The organism is Aquibacillus saliphilus (assembly GCF_020404745.1).
In the GTDB taxonomy this organism is placed as follows: Bacteria; Bacillota; Bacilli; order Bacillales; family Amphibacillaceae; genus Aquibacillus; species Aquibacillus saliphilus.
The window spans coordinates 1-23,386 of sequence record NZ_JAIZAP010000003.1 but is presented as its reverse complement, the minus strand read 5'-3'; the positions used below and the strand labels follow the sequence as shown (position 1 = coordinate 23,386).

29 protein-coding genes and 1 rRNA gene are annotated in these 23,386 nt (G+C 36.0%); 15 read left to right on the top strand and 15 right to left on the bottom strand.

Annotated elements, in window-relative coordinates; all coding sequences use genetic code 11:
- Positions 1-123: 123 nt before the first annotated feature.
- Complete coding sequence (locus LD272_RS04185) at positions 124-369, bottom strand: YuzB family protein (protein ID WP_226035518.1); 246 nt, start codon at positions 367-369, stop codon at positions 124-126.
- Positions 370-561: 192 nt separating this feature from the next.
- Between LD272_RS04185 and LD272_RS04180 the strand changes: the two genes are divergently transcribed.
- Positions 562-1,209, top strand: coding sequence for a helix-turn-helix transcriptional regulator (locus LD272_RS04180; protein ID WP_226035344.1), 648 nt, complete (start codon positions 562-564; stop codon positions 1,207-1,209).
- Positions 1,210-1,281: 72 nt separating this feature from the next.
- Here LD272_RS04180 and LD272_RS04175 read toward each other — a convergent pair whose 3' ends face one another.
- The 5 genes from LD272_RS04175 to LD272_RS04155 form a co-directional block, all read right to left on the bottom strand.
- On the bottom strand, positions 1,282-1,971 hold the full coding sequence (locus LD272_RS04175; protein ID WP_226035343.1) for an LrgB family protein: 690 nt from the start codon (positions 1,969-1,971) through the stop codon (positions 1,282-1,284).
- Positions 1,968-2,333: a CidA/LrgA family protein gene (locus LD272_RS04170; protein ID WP_226035342.1), complete on the bottom strand. Its 366-nt coding sequence runs from the start codon at positions 2,331-2,333 to the stop codon at positions 1,968-1,970. Before LD272_RS04170 ends, LD272_RS04175 begins: the two co-directional genes overlap by 4 nt.
- Positions 2,334-2,819: 486 nt before the next feature.
- Positions 2,820-2,945 carry a YfhE family protein gene (locus tag LD272_RS04165; RefSeq protein ID WP_226035341.1) on the bottom strand — a complete coding sequence of 42 codons (126 nt, stop codon included), beginning with the start codon at positions 2,943-2,945 and terminating at the stop codon, positions 2,820-2,822.
- Positions 2,946-3,032: 87 nt separating this feature from the next.
- Positions 3,033-3,590, bottom strand: a complete 558-nt coding sequence (locus LD272_RS04160; RefSeq protein WP_226035340.1) for a GNAT family N-acetyltransferase — start codon at positions 3,588-3,590, stop codon at positions 3,033-3,035.
- Positions 3,591-3,973: 383 nt separating this feature from the next.
- Positions 3,974-4,882, bottom strand: a complete 909-nt coding sequence (locus LD272_RS04155; protein ID WP_226035339.1) for a TIGR01777 family oxidoreductase — start codon at positions 4,880-4,882, stop codon at positions 3,974-3,976.
- A 130-nt stretch (positions 4,883-5,012) separates the two neighbouring features.
- Here LD272_RS04155 and recX point away from each other — a divergent pair, with 130 nt between their 5' ends.
- On the top strand, positions 5,013-5,828 hold the full coding sequence (gene recX / locus LD272_RS04150; RefSeq protein ID WP_369413925.1) for a recombination regulator RecX: 816 nt from the start codon (positions 5,013-5,015) through the stop codon (positions 5,826-5,828).
- Positions 5,829-5,869: 41 nt separating this feature from the next.
- Here recX and LD272_RS04145 read toward each other — a convergent pair whose 3' ends face one another.
- Positions 5,870-6,661: an HAD family hydrolase gene (locus tag LD272_RS04145; RefSeq protein WP_226035337.1), complete on the bottom strand. Its 792-nt coding sequence runs from the start codon at positions 6,659-6,661 to the stop codon at positions 5,870-5,872.
- A 202-nt stretch (positions 6,662-6,863) separates the two neighbouring features.
- Between LD272_RS04145 and LD272_RS04140 the strand changes: the two genes are divergently transcribed.
- Positions 6,864-7,202, top strand: a complete 339-nt coding sequence (locus LD272_RS04140) for a YfhH family protein (protein ID WP_226035336.1) — start codon at positions 6,864-6,866, stop codon at positions 7,200-7,202.
- A gap of 63 nt (positions 7,203-7,265) precedes the next feature.
- Here LD272_RS04140 and LD272_RS04135 read toward each other — a convergent pair whose 3' ends face one another.
- Together LD272_RS04135 and sspK are read right to left on the bottom strand one after the other, a co-directional pair.
- The gene (locus LD272_RS04135; RefSeq protein WP_226035335.1) at positions 7,266-7,433 is read right to left on the bottom strand and encodes a YpzG family protein; all 168 of its coding nucleotides are present in this window, start codon (positions 7,431-7,433) and stop codon (positions 7,266-7,268) included.
- A gap of 20 nt (positions 7,434-7,453) precedes the next feature.
- Positions 7,454-7,594: a small acid-soluble spore protein K gene (gene sspK, locus LD272_RS04130; protein ID WP_226035334.1), complete on the bottom strand. Its 141-nt coding sequence runs from the start codon at positions 7,592-7,594 to the stop codon at positions 7,454-7,456.
- Between the two features lie 158 nt (positions 7,595-7,752).
- Between sspK and LD272_RS04125 the strand changes: the two genes are divergently transcribed.
- Positions 7,753-8,019 (top strand): YfhJ family protein, encoded by a 267-nt coding sequence (locus tag LD272_RS04125; RefSeq protein WP_226035333.1) that lies wholly within the window; start codon positions 7,753-7,755, stop codon positions 8,017-8,019.
- A gap of 56 nt (positions 8,020-8,075) precedes the next feature.
- On the opposite strand, the gene LD272_RS04120 is transcribed toward LD272_RS04125, so the two are convergent.
- The gene (locus LD272_RS04120) at positions 8,076-9,068 is read right to left on the bottom strand and encodes a metal-dependent hydrolase (RefSeq protein ID WP_226035332.1); all 993 of its coding nucleotides are present in this window, start codon (positions 9,066-9,068) and stop codon (positions 8,076-8,078) included.
- A gap of 290 nt (positions 9,069-9,358) precedes the next feature.
- On the opposite strand from LD272_RS04120, the gene mutY reads away from it, so the two are divergent.
- Positions 9,359-10,444: an A/G-specific adenine glycosylase gene (gene mutY / locus LD272_RS04115; RefSeq protein ID WP_500784460.1), complete on the top strand. Its 1,086-nt coding sequence runs from the start codon at positions 9,359-9,361 to the stop codon at positions 10,442-10,444.
- 615 nt (positions 10,445-11,059) lie between these two features.
- Here the strand turns inward: mutY and yfhS are convergent.
- Positions 11,060-11,236, bottom strand: coding sequence for a mother cell protein YfhS (gene yfhS, locus LD272_RS04110; RefSeq protein ID WP_226035330.1), 177 nt, complete (start codon positions 11,234-11,236; stop codon positions 11,060-11,062).
- Positions 11,237-11,447: 211 nt separating this feature from the next.
- Between yfhS and LD272_RS04105 the strand changes: the two genes are divergently transcribed.
- The 3 genes from LD272_RS04105 (at position 11,448) to LD272_RS04095 (ending at position 14,295) form a co-directional block, all read left to right on the top strand.
- A complete protein-coding gene (locus LD272_RS04105) occupies positions 11,448-11,630 on the top strand; it encodes a gamma-type small acid-soluble spore protein (RefSeq protein ID WP_226035329.1) in 183 nt (60 codons plus the stop codon).
- 214 nt (positions 11,631-11,844) lie between these two features.
- On the top strand, positions 11,845-12,372 hold the full coding sequence (ntdP, locus tag LD272_RS04100; RefSeq protein WP_226035328.1) for a nucleoside tri-diphosphate phosphatase: 528 nt from the start codon (positions 11,845-11,847) through the stop codon (positions 12,370-12,372).
- 150 nt (positions 12,373-12,522) lie between these two features.
- Positions 12,523-14,295: an ABC transporter ATP-binding protein gene (locus LD272_RS04095; RefSeq protein WP_226035327.1), complete on the top strand. Its 1,773-nt coding sequence runs from the start codon at positions 12,523-12,525 to the stop codon at positions 14,293-14,295.
- A 91-nt stretch (positions 14,296-14,386) separates the two neighbouring features.
- Here LD272_RS04095 and LD272_RS04090 read toward each other — a convergent pair whose 3' ends face one another.
- Both LD272_RS04090 and LD272_RS04085 read right to left on the bottom strand, forming a co-directional pair.
- On the bottom strand, positions 14,387-15,457 hold the full coding sequence (locus LD272_RS04090; RefSeq protein WP_226035326.1) for an FUSC family protein: 1,071 nt from the start codon (positions 15,455-15,457) through the stop codon (positions 14,387-14,389).
- 402 nt (positions 15,458-15,859) lie between these two features.
- Positions 15,860-17,149: a glutamate-1-semialdehyde 2,1-aminomutase gene (locus LD272_RS04085; RefSeq protein ID WP_226035325.1), complete on the bottom strand. Its 1,290-nt coding sequence runs from the start codon at positions 17,147-17,149 to the stop codon at positions 15,860-15,862.
- 180 nt (positions 17,150-17,329) lie between these two features.
- On the opposite strand from LD272_RS04085, the gene LD272_RS04080 reads away from it, so the two are divergent.
- The 5 genes from LD272_RS04080 (at position 17,330) to perR (ending at position 21,101) form a co-directional block, all read left to right on the top strand.
- Positions 17,330-17,782: a potassium channel family protein gene (locus LD272_RS04080; protein ID WP_226035324.1), complete on the top strand. Its 453-nt coding sequence runs from the start codon at positions 17,330-17,332 to the stop codon at positions 17,780-17,782.
- Positions 17,783-17,839: 57 nt separating this feature from the next.
- Positions 17,840-18,310, top strand: a complete 471-nt coding sequence (bcp, locus tag LD272_RS04075) for a thioredoxin-dependent thiol peroxidase (protein ID WP_226035323.1) — start codon at positions 17,840-17,842, stop codon at positions 18,308-18,310.
- A gap of 65 nt (positions 18,311-18,375) precedes the next feature.
- Complete coding sequence (locus LD272_RS04070; RefSeq protein WP_226035322.1) at positions 18,376-19,485, top strand: aminopeptidase; 1,110 nt, start codon at positions 18,376-18,378, stop codon at positions 19,483-19,485.
- A gap of 429 nt (positions 19,486-19,914) precedes the next feature.
- A complete protein-coding gene (locus LD272_RS04065; protein ID WP_226035321.1) occupies positions 19,915-20,472 on the top strand; it encodes a cob(I)yrinic acid a,c-diamide adenosyltransferase in 558 nt (185 codons plus the stop codon).
- Between the two features lie 191 nt (positions 20,473-20,663).
- Positions 20,664-21,101 (top strand): peroxide-responsive transcriptional repressor PerR, encoded by a 438-nt coding sequence (perR, locus tag LD272_RS04060; protein ID WP_255639639.1) that lies wholly within the window; start codon positions 20,664-20,666, stop codon positions 21,099-21,101.
- A 136-nt stretch (positions 21,102-21,237) separates the two neighbouring features.
- On the opposite strand, the gene LD272_RS04055 is transcribed toward perR, so the two are convergent.
- The gene (locus tag LD272_RS04055) at positions 21,238-21,618 is read right to left on the bottom strand and encodes a YgzB family protein (RefSeq protein ID WP_226035319.1); all 381 of its coding nucleotides are present in this window, start codon (positions 21,616-21,618) and stop codon (positions 21,238-21,240) included.
- A gap of 252 nt (positions 21,619-21,870) precedes the next feature.
- Between LD272_RS04055 and LD272_RS04050 the strand changes: the two genes are divergently transcribed.
- Positions 21,871-22,743 carry a nucleotidyltransferase-like protein gene (locus LD272_RS04050; RefSeq protein WP_226035318.1) on the top strand — a complete coding sequence of 291 codons (873 nt, stop codon included), beginning with the start codon at positions 21,871-21,873 and terminating at the stop codon, positions 22,741-22,743.
- 12 nt (positions 22,744-22,755) lie between these two features.
- On the opposite strand, the gene LD272_RS21375 is transcribed toward LD272_RS04050, so the two are convergent.
- Entirely contained in the window at positions 22,756-22,884 is a 129-nt protein-coding gene (locus LD272_RS21375; protein WP_255639638.1) for a hypothetical protein, read from the bottom strand.
- 300 nt (positions 22,885-23,184) lie between these two features.
- On the opposite strand from LD272_RS21375, the gene LD272_RS04045 reads away from it, so the two are divergent.
- Positions 23,185-23,386, top strand: a 16S ribosomal RNA gene (locus LD272_RS04045); the annotation flags it as partial.

Here is a 23,386-nt window from a genome sequence, read left to right as displayed (position 1 = left end):
ATATATTCCAGTTATTAAAAAAGGGGAATAGACAGTAAACTACACTGTCTATTCCCCAAAAATCAACAAAATAAAATCATTTTGTTTAAATTAATTATATTTAAAAGCAACTAATAGTGAGTCTTACTGATAAACAGCCAGCTCTTCTTCAATCGCCTTTTTGATTTTTTCTAAACATGCCTCTGGGTTTTTAGCGAAAATTCGCTTTCCGTTAACCAGTGCATATGGTTTTAACGCACATAAACCGCAGAAGCTTAAACAATCACTCGTTAATACGGCCACTTCTGGATACTCGGATTCAATGATTCCTTCAAGATCTATCGTAGTCATTAAATTGCCATCACAGATCTCAACTACAACAATGCCGATAATAATCACCTTCTCTTCAGTAACTATGCACTATTTTTAAAAAATTTATTAATTAAAAGTGAAACTCTACAAAAACTAACTTGATAATGGCTTTTTGTCAACCGATTGACACAAACTAAGCGATTTGTTTTGATTATGTTATTTACTTCACAAACTTTTTTCTTTAGAATATAGATAAGGGTGGTGTTGTAAATGGTACAGCAATTATCAACTCGTCAAACAGTTCTTGAATTATTGAAAAAAAGAGGAACTCTTTCAGTTAGTGAGCTGAAAAGCCATTTGGATATTACAGAAATGGCTGTAAGGAAGCACTTGATTAAACTAGAAGGCGAACACTTGGTTGATTCTCAAACCGTAAGACAACCAATGGGACGTCCTGTTATTTTTTACTCTTTATCTGAAACGGGTGAACGTCTATTTCCTTCTAATTATGATCTCATGGCAATAGAATTATTAGCTGACATTGAAGACATTAGTGGCGTCGATATGATTGATCAATTATTTGAAAATAGAGAGAAACGATTGCAGAAAAAATACTCGCGTAAAATTTATTATGATGATTCCATTAAAGAGAAGGTGAAATCATTAACAGATGTTCAAAATGAAAGTGGATATATGGCAGAGTTTAGAGAGGTTAATGAAAATGAATTAGAACTCATGCAGTATAACTGTCCAATTTCCGCAATCGCCAATAAGTATGACAAACCATGTGAATGCGAGATGTCTCTATTTAAAAATGTGTTAGGAACAAATGAAATCGAACGAGTATCATGTATAGCTAAAGGTGAAACAAGTTGCAAATATCTGATAAAACAAGAAAAATCTGATAAGAAAGTATAGGCCCTCGTTTAGGAGGGCCTTTTATTTTAAAAGAAAAATCACTATGAGTCACATTACCTATGACCACCTATGCTATAAAATCATAACGATCAACAACGGAGTAAGAATAGCAACAACGATCGCACTTACCGTCATTGAAACAGTACTAACTGCCCCTTCAAGTTCACTGTTCTCCATGGCACGTGAGGTCCCTATTGCATGTGATGCCGTTCCCATACCTATTCCCTTAGCAATGGGGAGATGAATACGTGAATAGTGTAAAATTAATGGTCCTAAGGAAGCTCCACCAATTCCTGCAATCATTACAAATGCAGCTGCTAAAGAAGAAACGCCGCCTAATGACTGAGTGATATCCATCGCAACCGGAGTTGTCACCGACTTTGCTGAGATGGAGTACATAATCATTTCCTCAAAGTTCATCCACTTAACTAGAAGTAATCCACTACATATCCCTATAATCGAACCGACAAATACACCGGTTAAAATGGGTATTATATATGTTTTTAAAAGCTTAAATTGTTTGTATAGAGGAAAAGCAAGTGCTACGACTACTGGTCCTAATAATTGGTCAAGCCATTTCCCGCCAATCATATACGTTTGATACGGAATTTGAAAGGCTAACAATAACACTACGATCGTCATAGTGGTCGTTAAAATTGGTAAGGTAAAAGGACTTTTGTAGATACGATACATGCGTTTAGATAGCAAATACAGGATAATGGTAGAAAGTAAAGCTGCGACTCCAATATAGAAATTCATCATTCGATTTTAGCCTTTCGAAGTAAAAAAAACTGTGCGGTAAGGCCAGAGCTAATCATAACTAATGCAGTGCTAATTAATACGATTAGAATTAGACTAAATCCTTTTCCTGAAAATAGTTCGAGATAATTAATAATTCCTACTGTAATTGGTACAAACAACAAAGGCATGTCCTTGATTAGAAACTGGGTTCCTTCCTCGATCCAACTGTCCTTTATAAGTTTAAACGTTAAAGCTAAAAATAATAATACCATTCCAATAATACTTCCTGGGATGAAAAGGTCTAATTCTGCTTGAATCAAGGATCCTACAAAATAAAATCCATATAATACAGCAATATGTGCAATAATCTTTAAAATTTTCATGTTTTCCCCTCATCTTTAAAAACTAAATTGATTTCAGTAAAAAATTATAGCATGTTTGTAGGATTTAGGTGTAAAAATTTACTTTATGTTAGTACTCGGTTCACTTAGAATGATAGATAGGGAGTTTTGTAATGTTGCTTGTAAAGAGGTGGAAATGAAAAAGGTAATCAAAAAGGTTGCCATTACGGCAACCTTTTTGATTTGATTGTCAACTCTATCCGAAAAGGGGAGGAATCGGGTTGTCATTGACTATAAGAGAAAGACAATCACTTACCCACAGTATTATCCACAATTAAAATGTTTTATACACAATGATTGATTGAGTTATCCACTTTTTCCACAAAAACCAAAGCACTTATCCTCAAATAATTGTTGATAAGTAAATGCAGATGGTACATGGTTAAATTATAGTTACCCACACTGTGCACAACTATGTGGATAACTTTATCCACATCATACAGCTAGCAAATGAATTAGGTGTCATAATTAAAAAGGTTTTTTTGTGGATTGATACATCCGGTCCGCAGCCCGAAACTCCTTTTGATATAAAACCTCTTGTGTTTTGGATAAGGAGCTTCTTTCTTCTTTAATACCTTTTGTTTTCTTTTTCATCCATTAGTCCCTCGCTTTTATAGTATTTTAGTTCTGCCTTAGAAACAAGGTATCCCGTTTATACTATAATTACCTAATAAAAGAAGTTTATACGGCCGTTTCTCCTTCACTGACTGCGCAGATTTCTCTATGAATCATATATTGTTCACGTGTGATAACAAATAATTCATAGGTAGGAGCTTCTAATGAGTCTTTATTTATTTCTTCGAATTGTGCAGGAAATAGAATATTGCCTAAAGAGATATAAGGTAGTTTGAGAATCGCTTTAAGTGACCGAGTGTTAGTCTTTCTAATTTTTATAAAGACTGCTTCAATTTCGTGTATAAAGAACAGTTCTTCCATAAAACGTTCTTTTGCTATTTTGTTATAGCCTTTACCAAAATAGGGTTGACCAATCCAAGTGGCCAAGTACCCTTTGTTGTCTTTTAAGTCAAATAAATTAATAGTACCAATAGGATGGTGATATTCATCGAGAATTGTACGTGAGATAAGCTCGCCGTTTTCTTCTTTTTCTATCGTACTTTTAGTTAAAAAATAAAATTCATCGGATGAATAAGCTTTATGACGAACATATGGAAATACTTCTTTGTGTGTCATCAATTCAAACAAGACTGGTGCATCATGTAAATCACGTCTTTTTAACATAAAAAAACCCTCCTAGTGGGAGGGTGAAGACACTACGGTAGACATAGTGGTACACTCACCCTCGAATTTTTATCAAAATACCAACAAAAATTCGGGGTGGGAATCGAACCCACTAGGACCAGTTAAACTGGTGGCGCACCATTTGCCTTCCCTGTATATAAAACAACAGCAATCTTTATCGTACGTTTTTTAGAGTTAAGAGGCATCAAAATGTATTGATTTCTCATCAATATATTACACAAAAATAAATGAATTGCCAACAAAAATTTTCACTGATTTTTCGACACTTTTTTGAAGTACATGTGTACGAATTTTCTGATGTTTTTCATGGTGCTTCAAAGACCCATTTTCAAAGTCTATTACGGAAATTTAAAAGGAAATGATTAGTCTTTAGACTGATAAATATCACGTAACGCATGATCTAAGTGAGTAAAGTAAAAGGGATACTTTTGCGCGACTGCCTTTTCAGGTGTTACATGCTGTCCCTTCAATACGAGTATACTCATCTCACCAAGAATCGTTTTGATAGCGAACGAGGGGGCAGTTATTAAGTTGGGACGTTTTAGTACTTTAGCTATCGTCATCGTAAACTCTTTGTTTTTAATCGGGGTTGGTGTCGTTATGTTCAAAGGGCCACTGATTTGATTATTTTCAATTGCAAAAATGATTAGACCAACCACATCTTGAATATGGATCCAAGACATCCATTGTTCACCTGAGCCGACCTTGCCGCCAACCATTAATTTAAAAGGAAGTGTCATTAACGGTAACGCGCCTTCTGTTCCCAAAATAATTCCGAAGCGAGCATAGACTGTTCTTACGCCAAATGACTCGGCGGCACTTGCAGTTTGCTCCCATTTCTCTGTAACATGGGCTAGAAAGTCGTTACCTGCTGTTGCATTTTTTTCTGTGTAAAAGTCTGAGGTAGAGGTACCATAATAACCAATTGCAGATGCATTAACTAACACCTTTGGTTTTATTTCCATCGTTTTAATTAAATGTATTACATTTTCAGTGGCTGTTAGTCGACTTTGGAGGATACGCCTTTTTTTGTTTTTGGTCCAATAGCCAAACAAAGAATCTCCGGCAAGATTAACGATTGCATCTAACGCTGGTAGTTTTTTACTTGGTTGATCGTTTTCTCTTAACCAGCCAACGTATGTAACCTCATTTGTGTCATGATAGTTATCTGGTGAACGAGTTAGAATATAAACCTCATGATTTTGTTTTACTAGTTGGTCGGTTACTTGTTTACCAACAAATCCTGTCCCGCCCGTAATTGCAATTTTCATTTTGAAAACGCCTCCCATTGTGTTTGTTTAAGTTTAAATCAGTCATTGCCTGCAACACCTTTTAGTTAAAACTAGAATCTTATCTTGTTAACGATTTTCTATTCTTTCGTGTTAATATAATTACGAAGGGGTGAGTATTTTGGCAGTAATAACCCGAATCACTACACAGAAAAAAAGTAAAAGTAGATACAATATTTTTATAGATAATGGACAGGGTGAAGAGTATGGATTCAGTGTGGACGAAGATATATTAATTGAATTTCACCTTCGTAAGGGTTTAGAACTGGACAAGCAAACAACAGAACAGCTTATTCAAAAAGATTCGATACATAGGACCTATTCCCTGACAATAAACTTTTTAAGCTACCGAATGCGCTCCATCAAAGAAATAAAAGAATATTTAATAAAAAAGGAAGTAGAACAAGAGCAAATCGATGTTGTTGTCAACCGATTGCTTTCTGAGGGTTTACTAAACGATACTGATTTTGCTGAAGCGTTAGTTCGTACAAGAGTTCAAACGACAAGTAAAGGACCGATGCTAGTAAAGCGAGAGTTAATGGATAAGGGTGTTTCATCAGCAATCGCTGATCAAGCATTATCTTTTTATCCATATGAGTCTCAATATGAAAAAGCCGCTAAATGGGTAGAAAAAAAATTAAAAAGTAGTAATAGAAAGTCTTTTAGGCAACAAGTGCAAAATCTGCAACAAACATTAATGCAAAAGGGATTTACACAGGATGTGATAAAAGACGTTCTTGAGAATGTTGAAAACAATAAAGATGATGATCAGGAATGGCAATCAGTTGTTTATCAAGGTGAAAAACTAGTTCGCAAATATGAGAAAAAGCTAGAAGGAAATGCATTGAGACAAAAATTAAAAGGTGCTTTGTACCAGAAAGGCTTTAGTTTTGATTTAATTGATCGTTTCATTGATGAAAATAGTTAAAGATAAAGCACGCGATTTGTTATCGCGCGCAAACAAAACACTTAAAATAATTCTTTGTTCCTTAAGTGATTAATGGCTTCATGAACATGATCAACGACATAAGAAGCTTTTTCTTTAACCTCAGGATGGGCAGTGGACATCGCATAGCTGTGTGGTGTCATTTCGAGCATTGGAATGTCATTGTGTGAATCGCCAATAACAGCAATTTCATCAGCCTTCATTTCGAGTTTATCAATTAAATGAGACAGTCCAAGTGCTTTGCTTACACCCTTGGGTACAAAATCAACACAATATTTATCAGATAAGTAACTTTCCATTTCCAATCCTAGCTCTTGATTTACTTTTTCCTGAATCGCTATTATGTCTTCGGTTTTTCCAATAATATTAAACTTTGCCGGAAATATAGTACTACCATAATGATCAGCAACATCAGCAAACTCTGTTAATGGGAAATATGCTAATTTCTCAAATTGCTTCACCATTGGTGTCTTCTCAGTTACATAAACCTCGTCTGCGGTGGTAACAGAATAAAAGGACGAATGAGTAGAGATTGATTGATGGAGTCGTTTACTTAAATCATCAGAGAACGTCTCAGAGAAAAGTAAGCTTCCATCCTTGTCATGAACAAATCCTCCATTTTGACTAACTCTATGACCAGTTTGGTTGACTTTTTTCAGAATCTCAATAATATCGCGATCCATTCTACCAGTTGCGATTGCAAATTCAACATCATTTTCAATTAATGTTTGGATGGCTAGTATATTCTCTTCTTTAACATATCGGTGGTTGTCCAATAATGTTCCATCAAGATCTGTTACAAATAACTTCAACATGTAAGGTACTCCTTTATTTATGTAGGATGTTTTATAATGCATTTCATTTTGATTATACACATTCAAGAGTATTGAATACAGAAATTTAATTTTAAGGCGAGTTTCGCGCTAGTTGCAATCATTGCTACTTAAGACCTCAGAATGGATATCTATAGATAGAAGGTCTTGTTAAACAATAACTTCATTTGGGAAGGTGAAAAATATGGAAACGAGATACAGTGAATATACAGTGGAACAGCTTAGAGACGAAGTAGCAACATTAAAAGAGAAGGCTCAAAAAGCTGAGCAAATGGGAAATGTAAGTGAGTACGCAATATATGAAAGAAAAGTACAAATGGCTATTGCCTATATGCTAAACCCGGGTGATTTTAAAGCTGGAGAAGTTTATGAGCTCGACGGTGATCCTGGACAGACGTTTGTGATTAGTTATATGAATGGAGTGTTTGCCTGGGGGTATCGAATCAATTTGTTAGGTCAGAAGTATGAAAAACAAGAAGCGATACCAATTTCTGTTTTTGGAAAGAGGGTACAGTCGACTTAGGACTGTACCTCTCTTCTTTTTGTCTAGGTTAGCCATGTCTAGCTCCGGCGCCAGTGCTTTTGTTTATGCTCGTTTATTCATTTGAACTTCAGTGATAATCTCTGACTGGCTCTTCTTTGTTTCACCATTCACTTGATGGCCAGTGTGTTTATGACTTGCACGGGGTGATTGAAACGGATCTTGATAAAGATTAGCAAAGAATGGTTTATGCTGATTACGGCCTTTGGCCATGACTGATTCCTCCTAATAATTTAGCGTTTGGAAGATTTTTGCATTCGTCCTTGGGGATCAGTATTGGTCGTTCCATTTGCTCTTTGCGGGCTGTATTTCGCCTTAGCACGTGGTTCGCCGTCCATATTTTTCAAAGGAAAACCTTTCTTCTTATTACGCATTGTTCAAACCTCCCGAACAGTAACATGCACTGCACTACTTTTGCTAAGTAATGCATCTTTAATTTGCGCAAAATTGAAGCATGTTATGTGGTACAATGACAGTTAAGTTTTGGATATTACTAAACGATCCAGATAGGAAAACTGAGGTGAAAATAGCTATGCAAGACATAATCAAACGCTTAGCGGAGCGGTTATATAATAAAAATGAAAAGCTTACAATTGATCAGGCGATCACTTGGGTGGAATTACTTTGGGAAGACTTCGATTCGACAAGAGCGAAAGCTGGTCGTGAATATGCAGGAAAAGAAGTTACTGAACAGATTGTGCTGCGCTGGATTGATCATTATGGCCCGAAATTACATGAATTTGCAGAACATAACCCGAAATATCGAGAATTATTTGAAAAAAATAAAAAGCTGCATTAAGAAGAGGCTGACGCTATCAAGCAGTCAGCCTTCTTATTTTAAGTTAGTTTTCTGTTCTAAATAGACGGGGGACTCTCATCCAAAAGAAGTTTACTTTGTAGTTTCTGTTCAGAGAATATCCATCCAGTATAGGAACTCATAATTCTCATGTTGTCATCAATCTGAACAACAGCAACAAATGGATAATGCTCCTTTGATCGATATCTTAAGTCAATAAACCTTACTTCTGTGAAGTCATCATAACTATTAATTTCCCACCGATATACAGGTGAAAAAGAAAGAAAAGCGGAGATATTCTTATCTTGTTTTGCTTTATCAATAATTTTATTGTTCGGTAAAAATACTCTTTCAAACTCATCCACAATTTCTATATGGCCATTTTCCGCTTTGCCAACATAGAAGTTATTAGCAGTCGTAATTGCCAATCGCCATACATTATGCTTTAGTGTTGGAGATGTTGCAATTTGTTCAACAGCATCAAAATGTTGATGGACTTTCCTGACTAATTCACGCTTATCCAAATACCGTTTGATGTAATAAAGTAGGATAATCGCATAAATGGTTAACCAAGTGAATCCTGGCTCAGCCCCAAGCATCCATGCAACAATACCGACAATATGCAACGAGAAGATGTAGGGATCAAAAGTATTAATAAAGCCATAAGCAACCCATCTACGTGTAAATGGCCGGTATGCCTGGGTCCCATAAGCATTAAAGACATCGACTAAAACATGCAGAATAACTGCTAAAAATGTCCATAGCCATAGATGTAGGAAACTAACTTCTGGCGTGAATGCATAAATCAGCGCTGCTAGACCTATGCCCCATAAGGCAACTGCCGGCATGGAATGTGTAATTCCGCGGTGATGTCGCAGGTAAACTGCATTATTTTTTAATTTAAGAACGGTATCGAAATCAGGAGCATGTGAACCTAATACTGTACCGATCATGATAGCGTTGAACAAAGTAGGGTCATTTTGTACTACGGGATCAAGAGTGGCTATTCCACCCAAAGCAACCCCCATAACAATATGGGTTCCTGTATCCATCCAAATGGTTCCTCCTTTTTCTATTTCTTCGTGAATTCAACTAAAATAGGGTTTCACTTAAAGTAAATCTGATGATAATATAAGTGCGTGTGAATTAATTCGATATATATTGGGCGCGCCTTGAATTTTTCAATATAAGGTTAATCAATTTCATAATTATGTTGTTAGGATATAGCTTTATCGTCTAATTATGAAATTTAACTCAGTAACAAAAAGCAATCATTAACGATGATTAGCTAAAGATTATCAGCTATTCCATAACAAATTTATTGTAACACGAAGGATGAAGCATTGTGCCAAACGATCAAGCAAATAAACTTGTAGAAAATGTAAAAATAGAACAGTTTCAAAATGATTTAATTCATTGGTTTGAAAAGGAACAACGAATCCTTCCTTGGCGCAAAGATAAAGACCCTTATAAAGTATGGGTGTCTGAAATTATGCTTCAACAAACCAAAGTAGATACAGTCATACCTTATTTTAAGCAATTTATTGAAAAGTTTCCAACCTTAAGTGACCTTGCAGATGCAGAAGAACAAGAAGTATTAAAAGCTTGGGAAGGTCTAGGGTACTATTCCCGTGCAAGGAACTTACAAAACGCTGTTCGAGAAGTTGTTACTTCTTATAATAGCAAAGTACCTTCAGAAACAAAACAACTTGGATCGTTAAAAGGTGTCGGTCCCTATACAAAGGGTGCAATCTTGAGTATCGCTTATGATATACCTGAGCCAGCTGTTGATGGTAATGTCATGCGAGTATTATCAAGAATTCTTTTAATCGACGAAGACATTGCTAAACAAAGTGTGAGAAACTTATTTGAACAGTGTGTCAGTCAAATTATCTCAAAAGATAACCCGTCTGCATTTAATCAAGGGTTAATGGAACTTGGAGCAGTTATTTGTACGCCGAGAACTCCAAATTGTCTGTTATGCCCTGTTCAGGAACATTGCCAGGCATATGAGGCAGGTCGACAAGACCAACTTCCTGTCAAATCAAAGAAAAAGAAGCAAAAGACGATTCCTTATCATGTTTTTGTAATTAAAGATTCTAATGGTAATTTTTTAATTGAAAAACGATCCGAAAAAGGTTTACTCGCCAATATGTGGCAATTCCCAATGGCTCCATTAGATGAGGTTGACCTTGAACACAGTGAGGAATGGTTAGAACAAATATACGGACTAAAGGTTAATGTGAATAGGAATAGTAATAAAATTAAACACGTATTTTCTCACATCATTTGGCAGTTGGATGTCTATGATGCAAGCGTTGTGAGAGGGGAATTATCCAACAGTGATGCAGTGTTTGTATCATTAGAAAAATTAGAAGAATATCCATTCCCTGTTCCTCACCAAAAGATTTTAAAACACTTACGGTGAGTTATATTGCTTATTTCTAATTGCGTACTAATGTCTAGCTCTAGCGCCTACCAGTCTGAGGTCTACTCTTTGTTGTGGCAAAAGCACCACATACAGGTTCGACTTATTGCCTAGGGTGACTGAGGCGCTTGTGTTTTTTGGTCTTTTCGTAAATGTTGTTGGTTATAAACCTCCGCAGTTGATAGAAATTGCGACGTAACTGCAATGTTGATTTCCGCTCCGGCCAGTCGCTTTCCGCGGGCAACGCTTCAACTTCCTCGGAAGAAAACCGCTTCCTGCGGGATTTTCAGCTGTTGCTTTTCCCGCAGGAGTCGACTGCCCTCCGCTCCAAACAACTCGTTATTATGTGAAAATCAATCAAGAAATTTAATTGACCAAACCACATTTACTAGCGGAGGAAATACACGAAGACTCCTGCGGGAGGAAAGGCATAGATGAGACCCCGCAGTGCGAAGCACGAGGAGGCTCAGCAGCCACCCGCGGAAAGCGAAGTGTATTTCCGCAGCGCTGATTTAACCACTCATCTTATAAAGAATGAAAGAAAAGTCACGATAAAGTTACGTCGCATTTTATAGAAATTCCCTATCTTTTTTCAACACAATCTTTCTAGCTGACTTAAAGTTTGCTTCTATTGTGCATTTCTGCATTTATCTCTCTTAAGATGGTGGTACCTTCTTCATTTAAATAAGGGAGAATTTGAGTAAGTGCATGGTGGAAATAAGTCAATTCTTGCTTGTCCCAATCTGTTTTTCCCATCATTGATAATGCCGTCATGTCTCTACCTTTGTACATATTCATACATCTCCATTTCAAGTAGTTTAGTCAATTTCATAGCACTTCTCTTGAAATTGATTCAGTTGTTAAACATATTTTAATTCATAATGAAAAGTTTATTCGCTGGGTATTTTTAGCCTGTAATAGATGGAATAAAAATTTTTTGTGATTATGTTTGGATAATATCAAATGAAATGGATAAATTAATATCTGCGGAGGTGATATTCTCATGGCTAAAAATAATAATCAGCCAAACAAAACTGTTGCAGGAACAAATGTTCAAAAGGTGAAACAACAAAACCAACAGGCTAAACAAGGCCAAGGTCAGCAACAATTCGGTACTGAATTTGCTTCTGAGACCGATGCACAGAAAGTAAGACAGCAAAACCAAAAGTCTCAACAAAAGAAGTAATTAAGCGCCAGGATGATTTTTAAAAAAGGAGCTCCCAATGCCGATGGGGGCTCCTTTTCTACCCCTTAAATGATTTCTGGTACGTGCGTTCTAATTTATTTCATCTTTTTACTAGATCGTTATACAGCCTTTCATTTCCTTTTAATAATTTTAACAGTTATAATATATGTTAAAATAAGTATAATTGATTGTACGAATAGAAAGGAAGATAGGAATGGCTGGCCCGGCACCTGGTACTACCATACAAATACAAAGCTACAAACATAATGGCCAACTCCATCGCGTCTGGGAGAATAGTATGGTTTTAAAAGGTACTAGTAACGTGATTATTGGAGCTAATGATAAAACCGTTGTCTCAGAAAGTGATGGAAGAACATGGGTAACGAGAGAACCGGCCATATGCTATTTTCATTCAAAATATTGGTTTAATATTATCGGCATGCTGCGTAATGAAGGTATCCATTATTATTGCAATATTGGATCTCCATTTATTTTCGAAGAAGAAGCAATTAAATATATTGACTATGATTTGGATTTGAAGGTTTTTCCTGATATGACATACACATTGTTAGATGAAGATGAATACGAATTACACCGAAATCAAATGAATTATCCAAAGGTACTTGATGGGATTTTGAAAAATAATTTAGAATACTTAATTCATTGGGTTAGACAAAGAAAAGGTCCTTTTGCGCCAGAATTTATTGATCAATGGTATGAGCGATATTTAACCTACCGCTAAATGAATAGTTCTATATTTTACTATAATTCCTTGTCTCATAAAGACAAGGTTTTTGTATTCTAATTTGGCATGTCTTAAAACACGATGAAGAAGTTCAAGTACAGAAGAAAAAAATGGCAAGGTACCAAGGCAACCAAGGAGAGTGACATTTTGGATAGTATAAAACGGTATTTAGAGTTTGTAACACCTTATAAATGGAAAATATTATTGACAGTTTTGATTGGGATTTTGAAATTTGGGATCCCGCTATTAATGCCATTAATAGTTAAATATGTGATTGATGACATTATCGGAGCACCAAATCTTAGTGATACAGAAAAGTTAGGTGAATTAATGTGGCTAATGGGAGGAGCCTTCGTTGTATTTCTAGTATTACGTCCACCGATTGAATATTATAGACAATACTTAGGGCAATGGACTGGAAATAAAATACTTTATGATATAAGAGAGCAATTATTTGAACATATTCAGCGACTCAGTCTTCGTTATTACTCGCAGACAAAAACGGGAGAGATTATTTCAAGAGTCATTCATGATGTAGAGCAAACAAAGAATTTTGTGATGACTGGATTAATGAATATTTGGCTTGATTTGATAACAATTCTAATCGCTATCGCCATCATGCTTACAATGAATATCCCATTAACTATCGTAGCTATTGCACTATTCCCTTTATATGGTATAGCAGTGAGGATATTTTATGGAAAATTAAGAAGCCTGACAGGGGAAAGGTCACAAGCTTTGGCTGAGGTTCAAGGGCATTTGCATGAACGAATTCAAGGAATACCAGTCACAAGAAGTTTTGCTTTAGAAGATTATGAACAAGAGCAGTTTGACCAGCAAAATAAAAACTTTCTAAACAAAGCTATTGACCATACATCATGGAATGCAAAGACATTTGCTGTAATGAATACAATTACAGACATTGCACCACTAATTGTTATTGCATTTGCGGGGTATTTAGCGATTACTTCTGGACTTACTGTAGGTACGATTGCAGCCTTTGTAGGATATAGCGACCGCGTTTATGGTCCGTTAAGGCGCCTGATTAGTTCTTCGACTGTCCTTGTCCAATCAATTTCTTCCATGGACCGCGTGTTTGAATTTATTGATGAAGATTATGATATTGTTGATAAAAAAGACGCTAAGCACTTAAAGGATTTGGATGGAAAAATTGAATTTGATCGAGTCTCTTTTAGATATGAGGACGAAGAAGAATTAGTGTTGGACAACATATCACTCCAAGTAAAACAAGGAGAAACAATTGCGTTAGTGGGCATGAGTGGTGGTGGAAAGTCAACCATTATCAGCTTAATCCCTAGGCTCTACGATGTCACTGGTGGAAGTATAAAGGTTGACGGGTACGACATTAGAGACGTGGAGGCTCGCTCGTTGCGAGATAAGATTGGAATGGTCTTACAAGACAATATTTTATTTAGTGAATCAATTGCAATGAATATCCGGATGGGAAACCCTGATGCTACGGATGAACAAGTAATAGAGGCAGCAAAAGCAGCTAATGCAGATGAATTTATTATGAAACTATCAAATGGATACAACACGTTAGTTGGAGAACGTGGTGTCAAGTTATCTGGCGGACAAAAGCAACGGATAGCAATTGCTCGTATCTTCTTGAAAAATCCACCAATTCTTATTTTAGATGAGGCAACATCTGCACTTGATTTGGAAAGTGAACACTTGATCCAGGAAGCGTTGGAAAAACTAGCTTCAGATCGTACAACGTTTATTGTAGCACATCGACTTGCTACGATTACCCACGCAGATCGTATCATTTTAATTGAAGATGGCGTTGTCAAAGAAGAAGGTTCACATCAACAATTAATGAATAAAAAAGGTGGTTACTATAGTCTCTATCAAGTACAACATCTAGATGACTCAAAACCAGAATATATGGGAACCTAAGGTGAAAAACGGCTGTGAACTTATAAGTTCACAGCCGTTTACTGTTTAGATATTTTTATTAAAAGCAGAATCTGATGTTGTGTTAACCGTTTTATGTATCTTTATGAACCACTTCCAGATGTTCGTCCTGGTGATACTGCTGATAACTTTTCAACAATAGTTGTAAATGGAGCAATTCACGTTGATACTCCATCAATTGTGCTGCTAAGGGTAATAAGACTAATTTCTTATCTTCATCTTCTTGATAAACATGGATAAGTGTGTCAATTAACTTCGGGATGTCGGGTTCGGACAGTTGGTGTAGCATTTCTGTGTTTTGTTTTTTAATTCTTCCCATCGAGCTTAACAAAAGTTTCTCGTGCGAGTGGATGACCTTATCCAATTCTTCAACTAATACGGATTGAAAGCTGTGTGGTATCGTGCTAATCTTCTCGTTTAATTGGTGAAATGTCTTTAATACATCGTAAGATTCCTTTGTTGTAACGATCAGTTGTCGGAAAATGATCAACTTTCGTGCTTTGATTAGACGGTACTTTTTTAAGTATGTTCGTTCTTCTAGAAATAACTTATAGGTATTATCAATTATTCGAATTTCATCATGCAATCGTGTAATTTCACCTTTTAGTGCCGGTTCATCGGAAAGGTGCCGAGTTGTTACACGAAGCCACTGTAATATATCACCGGTAGAGCGGTCGATCTTTTGAAAAAGTTTTGTTTCATATTTTGGTGGCAAGAATAATAAATTCACCAAAAACGCTGATAAGATTCCTGACGTTAAAGCGGAGAATCGCATCAATGCAAAGTTTAAGAAATTCATATCAGTTGATTCCATAACAGCAATAATAGCAACAATCGCTAAGGAAATTGTACTTTCAGACATCTTTAATTTCATACAAATCCCAATGACTAATATGGTCGTGAAGCCAATGACAAATGGATCATTGCCTAAGGTGAAAACAACGATAATTGCAATCAGTACACCAATAATATTTGCTTGTATTTGCTCTACTATTGTTTGAAAAGAACGGTAAATGGATGGTTGAATCGCAAATACTGCTGCGATACCCGCGAAAACGGGTGAAGAAAAACCAAGCATTTCAGCTGCATAAAGTGCTACTGCTACAGCAAGTCCAGTTTTCAGCATTCTTGCTCCAAGTTTCATGTAATCATCCCTCTTAAAGTCAATAGTTTAAAACTGCTAAATTTAAAAAAGTAAGCAGTAAATCTCTTTATTCCTCTAAATTAAGTATAGCAAACAATAGTAATTATTTCTGAATTGACTCAATAGCTTCAATTAAATAAACAAAAAAGCTCCTGCATAAAATGCAGGAGCAAGTAATCATGCTTTTGAAGGGAAGTCATACGTAAACTGACACAATAGCATGAGTTGAAAAGTATTAATTTTCATCTTAATCATAGCATAAAGATACATAATAATCAAATAATTATGCAATTTAAATGCTGGTTTGTAAATTTTATTGAATCTAACCCCTCATGATGATATCAGTGGAAATGAGGGATATTTTGGAAGTGTTCAAATCGTCCATTTTGTATATTAATTCATTCATTTCATTTGTTTAAATGCATGTTGAACAGCAACCAATGTATCTTCAATGTCTTTTTCAGTATGTGCGATGGTTAGGAACCAAGCTTCATATTTTGATGGTGCTAAATTAATTCCTTGATTGAGCATAAGTTTGAAAAATTGCCCGAATTTATCGCCGTCGGTAGCTTCTGCTTGCGCGTAGTTTTCTATGTTCACATCAGTGAAATAGACAGTTAATGCACCTTTTAAACGATTGATTGTGATTGTAATGTCATTATCTCGAGCGGCTTTAAGAATACCTTGCTCTAATTTTTCCCCGAGTTTATCTAATTTATCATAGATTCCCGGTTTTTTTAACACTTCCAAACAAGCTATTCCAGCGGACATGGATGCCGGATTTCCAGCCATGGTTCCTGCTTGATAGGCAGGCCCTAGGGGGGCAACTTGTTCCATTATTTCTTTTTTCCCACCGTATGCACCAATAGGTAGACCTCCGCCAATAATTTTTCCAAGCGCGGTCATATCAGGTTCAACATGTACAAGTTGTTGCGCACTTCCATAAGTGAAACGAAAAGCCGTAATTACTTCATCATAAATTACCAATGCACCAGCGTTGTGAGTGATTTTATTCACTTCCGCTAGAAAACCGGGTTTCGGTTCAACAATGCCAAAGTTACCAACAATTGGTTCAACTAAAACAGCTGCTACTTGATCGCCCCATTCGTCCATTGCTTTTTTATAGGACTCAATGTCGTTAAAAGGTACTGTGATGACATCTTTGGCAGTTGATTTAGTTACACCAGCGGAGTCTGGGTTGCCAAGTGTGGATGGACCAGAACCGGCCTGGACTAATACTTGATCCGAATGTCCATGGTAACAACCAGCAAACTTTATAATTTTATCTCGGTTTGTATAGGCCCGTGCCACACGAATGGTGGTCATAACAGCTTCTGTACCAGAGTTAACAAAACGTACTTTTTCCAAAGAAGGAATTGCTTCTTTTAACATTTTAGCAAATGTATTCTCAAGGGCAGTTGGTGTCCCGTATAAAACGCCATTTTGAGCTGCTTTTGTAATGGCGGCAGTAATATGTGGGTGGGCGTGTCCAGTAATAATTGGACCGTAAGCGGCTAAGTAGTCAATATACTTATTGCCATCAACATCATAGAAGTAGGCTCCTTCTGCTTTTTCCATATAAATAGGAGTACCTCCGCCAACACCTTTGAAGGCGCGTGATGGCGAATTAACACCACCAACAATATGCTCTTGTGCTTCTGTATGTAACTTTTCGGAATTAGTAAAATTCATGTGAAACCTCCATATCTTTATCTTTGATTTTCGATCCTATTATAACAGTTTAAAAAAGACAGGAACAGCTTAGACCAGTGCTGCATAATTACATTTAACTATAAAGTAGAAAATAAATCGGCATTTAAAACATAGACTTAAAAGTAGTGGTGATAGCTTGTCAGGTGGAGGTGTCGAACAATGATTGCGATCGTAGCGGTGCTATTAATACTGGTGTTACTTGGGGGTAGTTTGTATTCATTCTTTTACCAGAAGTCTTACCAGAGGAGCTACTTTTCCCGCGAGATTTTTTATACGATGATAATAGTCTATTTTGGCGTACTCATCAGTTTTGGGTTACTCTATTTTGTACTTTCATTTAATGGTGTTCTTTTAATAGAAGGAGGAATATTGCAGGAAATAGGTGTATTAGAATCATTAGCTCACTCATTGTATTTTAGTGGAGTAACATTAATGACGGTTGGCTATGGTGATGTAACACCTATTGGATGGGGGAGGCTGCTTGCTTTAATTGAAGCGTTAATCGGTTACATTCTGCCAACAGCATTTTTTCTGAAGTTTTGGCAATACTCTGCTGAGTTAAAAGCGGAAGATAGACAAAAAGAAGAACAACGCAAATTTGATTATTTGTAAGTTAGACGAATATTATATACCATTAATTATAGATGGATTAAATGAGGAGGAATAATAATGACCGTAGAAGTGGGTAAAAAAGCACCGGATTTTGATTTGAAAGCAAATAATGGAGAACAAGTGAAGCTCTCTGATCTTAAAGGTAAACATGTTGTATTATATTTCTATCCGAAAGATGATACACCAGGATGTACAACAGAAGCTTGTGGATTCCGTGATAACCATCAAAGTTTCAAAGATGTTAATGCCGTTATCCTTGGAGTTAGTCCTGATTCAGAAGAAAGTCATCAACAGTTTAAGGAAAAGCATGATCTTCCTTTTTCTCTATTAGTGGATGAGGATCATAAACTAGCAGAAGAATATGGTGTTTGGAAATTAAAGAAAAAGCCAGAGAAAGAGTACTATGGAATTGAACGTTCTACATTTATCATTGATAAAGAAGGTAATTTGCAAAAGGAATACCGCAACGTTCAAGTAGATGGGCATGTGGAAGATGCACTATCGTTTATTCGAGAAAATTTAAGTTAAGGAAGGATTAGCTTTTTAAGCCTGAAAATAAATAATTCTATCAAAACAAAAGGGGGAATTATCTAGTGAGGGATACAAGGCTTACAAAGCTAGCCAGATTATTATTAACACATTCATTAAAAATAGAGGAAAATGAAAAAGTACATATTCTGGGCCATACGAATGCAAAACCATTGATTAAAGAGTTAATTAAACAAGCGTATGAGCTTAAAGCAATTCCTTATTTCGAGTTAATGGATGATGAGCTGACAAGGCTACAGGTGAAGGATTCACAAGAATTACAGTTTGAGTTGCAAAATAAATGGAATATGGAAAAATATCAGGATATTGATGCATTTATTTCGATTGTTGGTGAAGAAAATGATGCAGAATTTGGGGAAGTTCCTGCCGAAAAGTGGCAAATGGCAGGTCGCTTGTTAAAGCCAGCCAATGATTATTTAATCGATAATAAAAAATGGTTGCTGCTTAATTACCCAACACATGGTGCAGCGCAAAAGGCTTCGATGAGCTACGACACGTTCTATGACTATGTGCTCGATGTTTGTACCGTCGATTATGATAAAATGGAAGAGGCCCAAAAGGCTCTGAAATTGTTAATGGATCGTACGGATAAGGTTCGTATTACTGGCCCTGATACTGATTTAAATTTTTCTATTAAAGATATTCCGGCTGTGATGTGTTTTGGTGAAAGGAACATTCCTGATGGTGAGGTATATACTGCGCCAGTGAAAGATAGTGTCTCTGGCACCATTACTTATAATACGCCATGTCCATATCAAGGGAATACATTCTATAATGTTTCTCTGACATTTGATAATGGGAAAATTGTAAAAGCCACCGCAGACGATTCAATAAGATTAAACGAAATTCTAGATACAGATGATGGAGCGAGATATATCGGTGAATTTGCACTAGGGCTCAATCCGAAAATCACGGAGCCGATGGGTGACATATTGTTTGATGAAAAAATAGCAGGAAGTCTCCATTTCACTCCAGGCGAAGCCTACGATGATGCTCCAAATGGAAATAAGTCATCGGTGCACTGGGATATGGTGTTGATTCAACGTTCAGAATATGGGGGCGGAGAAATTTACTTTGATGATGTATTAATCCGCAAAGATGGATTATTTGTTGTAGAAGAGTTAAAAGGCCTAAATCCGGAAAATTTATCATAAGGTAGGCAATAACGCTATACAATAGTGATTTAAATTCATATAGTACCATATAACCCTGAAACCTCCCCTTATAATTAATATCTTGCACAAGGACTCGTTCCTTGTGTTTTTTCTGGGAAATAGTAAGTAATGAGTCAATTTCAAAAAATCAATAGTATGGAATTGACTAGTAATACATAAGCCCATAGTTTAATCAATTTCATAATACCTTTACCGCCATATCCTGATAATATAATAGTAGGACCTGAACCCTTTCCACCTATATGTTGACAGGATATCGCTTGATATTGTAATTATGAAATTGACTTAAGTCATAAAGTTTTTCACGTTAAAGGAAAAAGTATATGATGAAAAAATACCTTGAGAATAGTTAGTTAAACAAAAACACAAATTAGTTGAATGATATCGATTTAACGAGGGGGTACTAAAGTGCGTATTTATACAAGATCTGGTGATAAAGGAACAACATCGCTAATCTATGGAAAGCGAGTTGCTAAGAACGACATCCGTGTTGAAGCTTATGGGACGTGTGATGAGGCAAATTCAATGATTGGACTTGCGCTAAGTCACTTGGATGCAGTCGAGTGGGAGAAGAAGGAAGAATTTTTTAATAGTTTGCACCGAATTCAGACCATTTTATTTCATGTTGGTTCAGAACTTGCGACTCCAGATAATAATGAAGTGACATGGAAGCTAACGAATCAGCATATAGTAGAACTAGAATCCCAAATAGATCAATGGGATAACGAACTCCCAGCACTTAAAAATTTCATTTTACCATCTGGTCACCCAGTTGCGGCGACACTACACGTAGCAAGGACAATTGTTCGAAGGGCGGAACGTCTTGCTGTAGCTGTGGAAGGTGAGCAAAGTCACCCACTGGTTATTTCATATCTCAATCGCTTGTCTGACTATTTGTTCGTTGCAGCACGCTATGCTAATAAGATGTGTGGAGGAAATGAAGTACCATTAAAAGTGGATGAGTAGTATAAATGATCGATAAACTTAATATACTTTTATTGACAGAATGTTTACAAAGCGGTTAGACTAATTATAAGAATTACAAAGTAATAATAGTGTTAGAATAAATTGAATAAATCCTATTTACCAGTTATAATCATTCTAATAATCGTAGATAAAAACAAAAAATCAAAATATATGGATTGAAAGAGAGGTGCATGACGGTGGCTGAAGTAAGACTTCAAGAAGCTGTAGGTCGATTAAAAGAATCTGGAGTAAGAATTACCCCACAACGTCATGCGGTGCTAGAATATCTTTTAAATGCTGAGATTCACCCTACCGCAGATGATATATATAAAGCATTAGAAGGAAAATTTCCAAACATGAGTGTTGCTACCGTGTACAATAATTTACGAGTATTCCGTGAAATTGGACTTGTTAGGGAATTAACTTACGGAGATTCTTCTAGCCGTTTTGATTGCAATACATCAAAACATTACCATATTATTTGTGACTCTTGTGGTAAAATCGTTGATTTCCATTATCCAAGTCTAGATGAAGTTGAGTCTCTTGCTGAAAAGGTAACTGGATTTGACGTCAGTCATCATAGGATGGAGATTTATGGTGTATGTGGAGACTGTAAAACAAAGCACTAATTAACACTACATTACGTGCAGAAAAAACAAGCCCCTTTAATGCTCAAGTGGAGCAGGAAGAGGGGCTTGTTTTTTTATAAGATATTTAAGAGATAAAACCTATCCAAGAAACTGTATTTTTCTAAAGGTGAAACGTTTATTTGTCTGATTTATTTCTTATTGATTTACGATAGTCTTTTGAATTATATTTTTCGTCAAATTCTTGACCTTCAAGGTTTTTATCAAGAGTGAGTGGTTGTTTGCAATGCATACAAGCGTCAACACGCCCTAAAACCTTCGTTGCTTTTTCGCATGATGGACAAATGATTTGTACAGCCCTAGTAGAAAGCATGCCTATCCAGAAGTAAACAACTGTACTAAATACAATACACAATAATCCGAGAATAAACAAAATGACCATTAGCCATTCGACTTGTTTAAATATAATTCCTACATACATAACCCCGAAGCCGATAAAAATTAAACTTAAAGCAAACGTCCGGATTTTATTAATTTTATTTGAATAATTTAAAGCCAAGCTATTCCCTCCTTAACCTTCAACAGGTAGTATAGCATAAAATTTTAAAGGAGTAATTTGAAATTAACTAATGTATGTTAATTTGCTAAATGAATAAGGGTATGGATAAATGTAATGTATACTGAATTTAGAAAATTGTTTTGTTTTTAAAATTAAGTATTCGATTTATCTATAATTTCTGCTAATATAAAAAAGGATTTCAGGCTATTTTATCGAAATAGTGTTTTAAATTATTTATTGGAGGCAAAGACTATGGAAGACTTATTACGTCCAGTCTATCAAGAGCGAGCAAGCCAACCCAACACATTAGGTGTACTTATAATAGGAAAGAAAAAACCTATCAGCCCGGTAACGGATAATTTTGATGTGATCTTACTTGTCATTGTTAAAGAGGCAAAACAATCTTGGTATGTAAAACATTATGAGTTTGATGGAAAAACTGCCGCTATGCATATTGTGGATACAAAGTTGTTAAATCATTGGATTGATACAAGTACGTTTCCTAGAGCTGTAGAATGGGTGATTGACGGAAAAACTATCTTTGACCGAAATGAGTTTGTAGCTAATCTGAAGGGAGAACTTAGAAATTTCCCACAAGTTAAAAGAGAATCCAAGCTAGCAATGGAGTTTTCTAAGCTTACTAGAAGCTGCAGTGAATCAAAGGATTTATATGAATCGGCTCAATATCTAGATGCTTATAGTAAAGTGATTCGATCGTTACATTATTTAGCAAGACTTGCAATCATCGAAAAAGGATATCATCCGGAAGTAATCGTTTGGAACCAAGTGAAGCGAATTGATCCGGAAGTATATAAGTTATATGAAGAGTTAATAAAAAGTGATGAGGATTTAAAAAAGCGAATTGAATTAATGTTGATTGCGATGGAATTTGCGCTTAGTTCACGTTCTAAAGTGTGTGCGAAGCATTTAATTGATATTATAGAGACAAAAGAGGAAGCATGGTCCTTTGGTGAATTAAAAGTGCATCCTGAAGTTGAGTCTTACGCATTAAACTTAAGTTCTATGATTGAGTATTTAACAGAGAAAGAAATCTTAGAAGTTGTCCAGGTAGAAACAAAAGGGAAGGACATCTATCATAGAAAGTATAAAGTTAAATCCTATTAAATGGTTTGGACATCAGGAAACTGTGCGACCATGAAGATCATGATCAACTGTAATTGGTACTAATGTTTGGTCATTAATCGTTGTGGTCGCTGCTAATTTAAATTTATTAATAAAAAGTATTGACCATGTATTGATATCCATGTTATATTTATATCCGTCGCTGAAACAGACGCGGCGAATCACCATGAAATAACGAAGAAAAAGTGTTGACATCGAAATGGTTAACATGATATATTAATTCAGCCGTCAAATTGAACGGCGGAACAAAAACGAAAAAAACATTGTTAATAAGTTGTTGACTTTATCAAAATAACTTGATATAATGTAAAAGCTGTCGCAAAAAAGACATCACGATTTGATCCTTGAAAACTGAACGAAACAACCAGTATGTTAAGTAAGAAATTAAGCTAGTTTTTTGAACGAGCAATCAAGCTCATAAACTTTATGGAGAGTTTGATCTTGGCTCAGGACGAACGCTGGCGGCGTGCCTAATACATGCAAGTCGAGCGCAGGAAACAAGCGATCACCCTTCGGGGTGTGAACTTGTGGAATGAGCGGCGGACGGGTGAGTAACACGTGGGCAACCTACCTGTAAGACTGGGATAACTCCGGGAAACCGGAGCTAATACCGGATAACACTTTC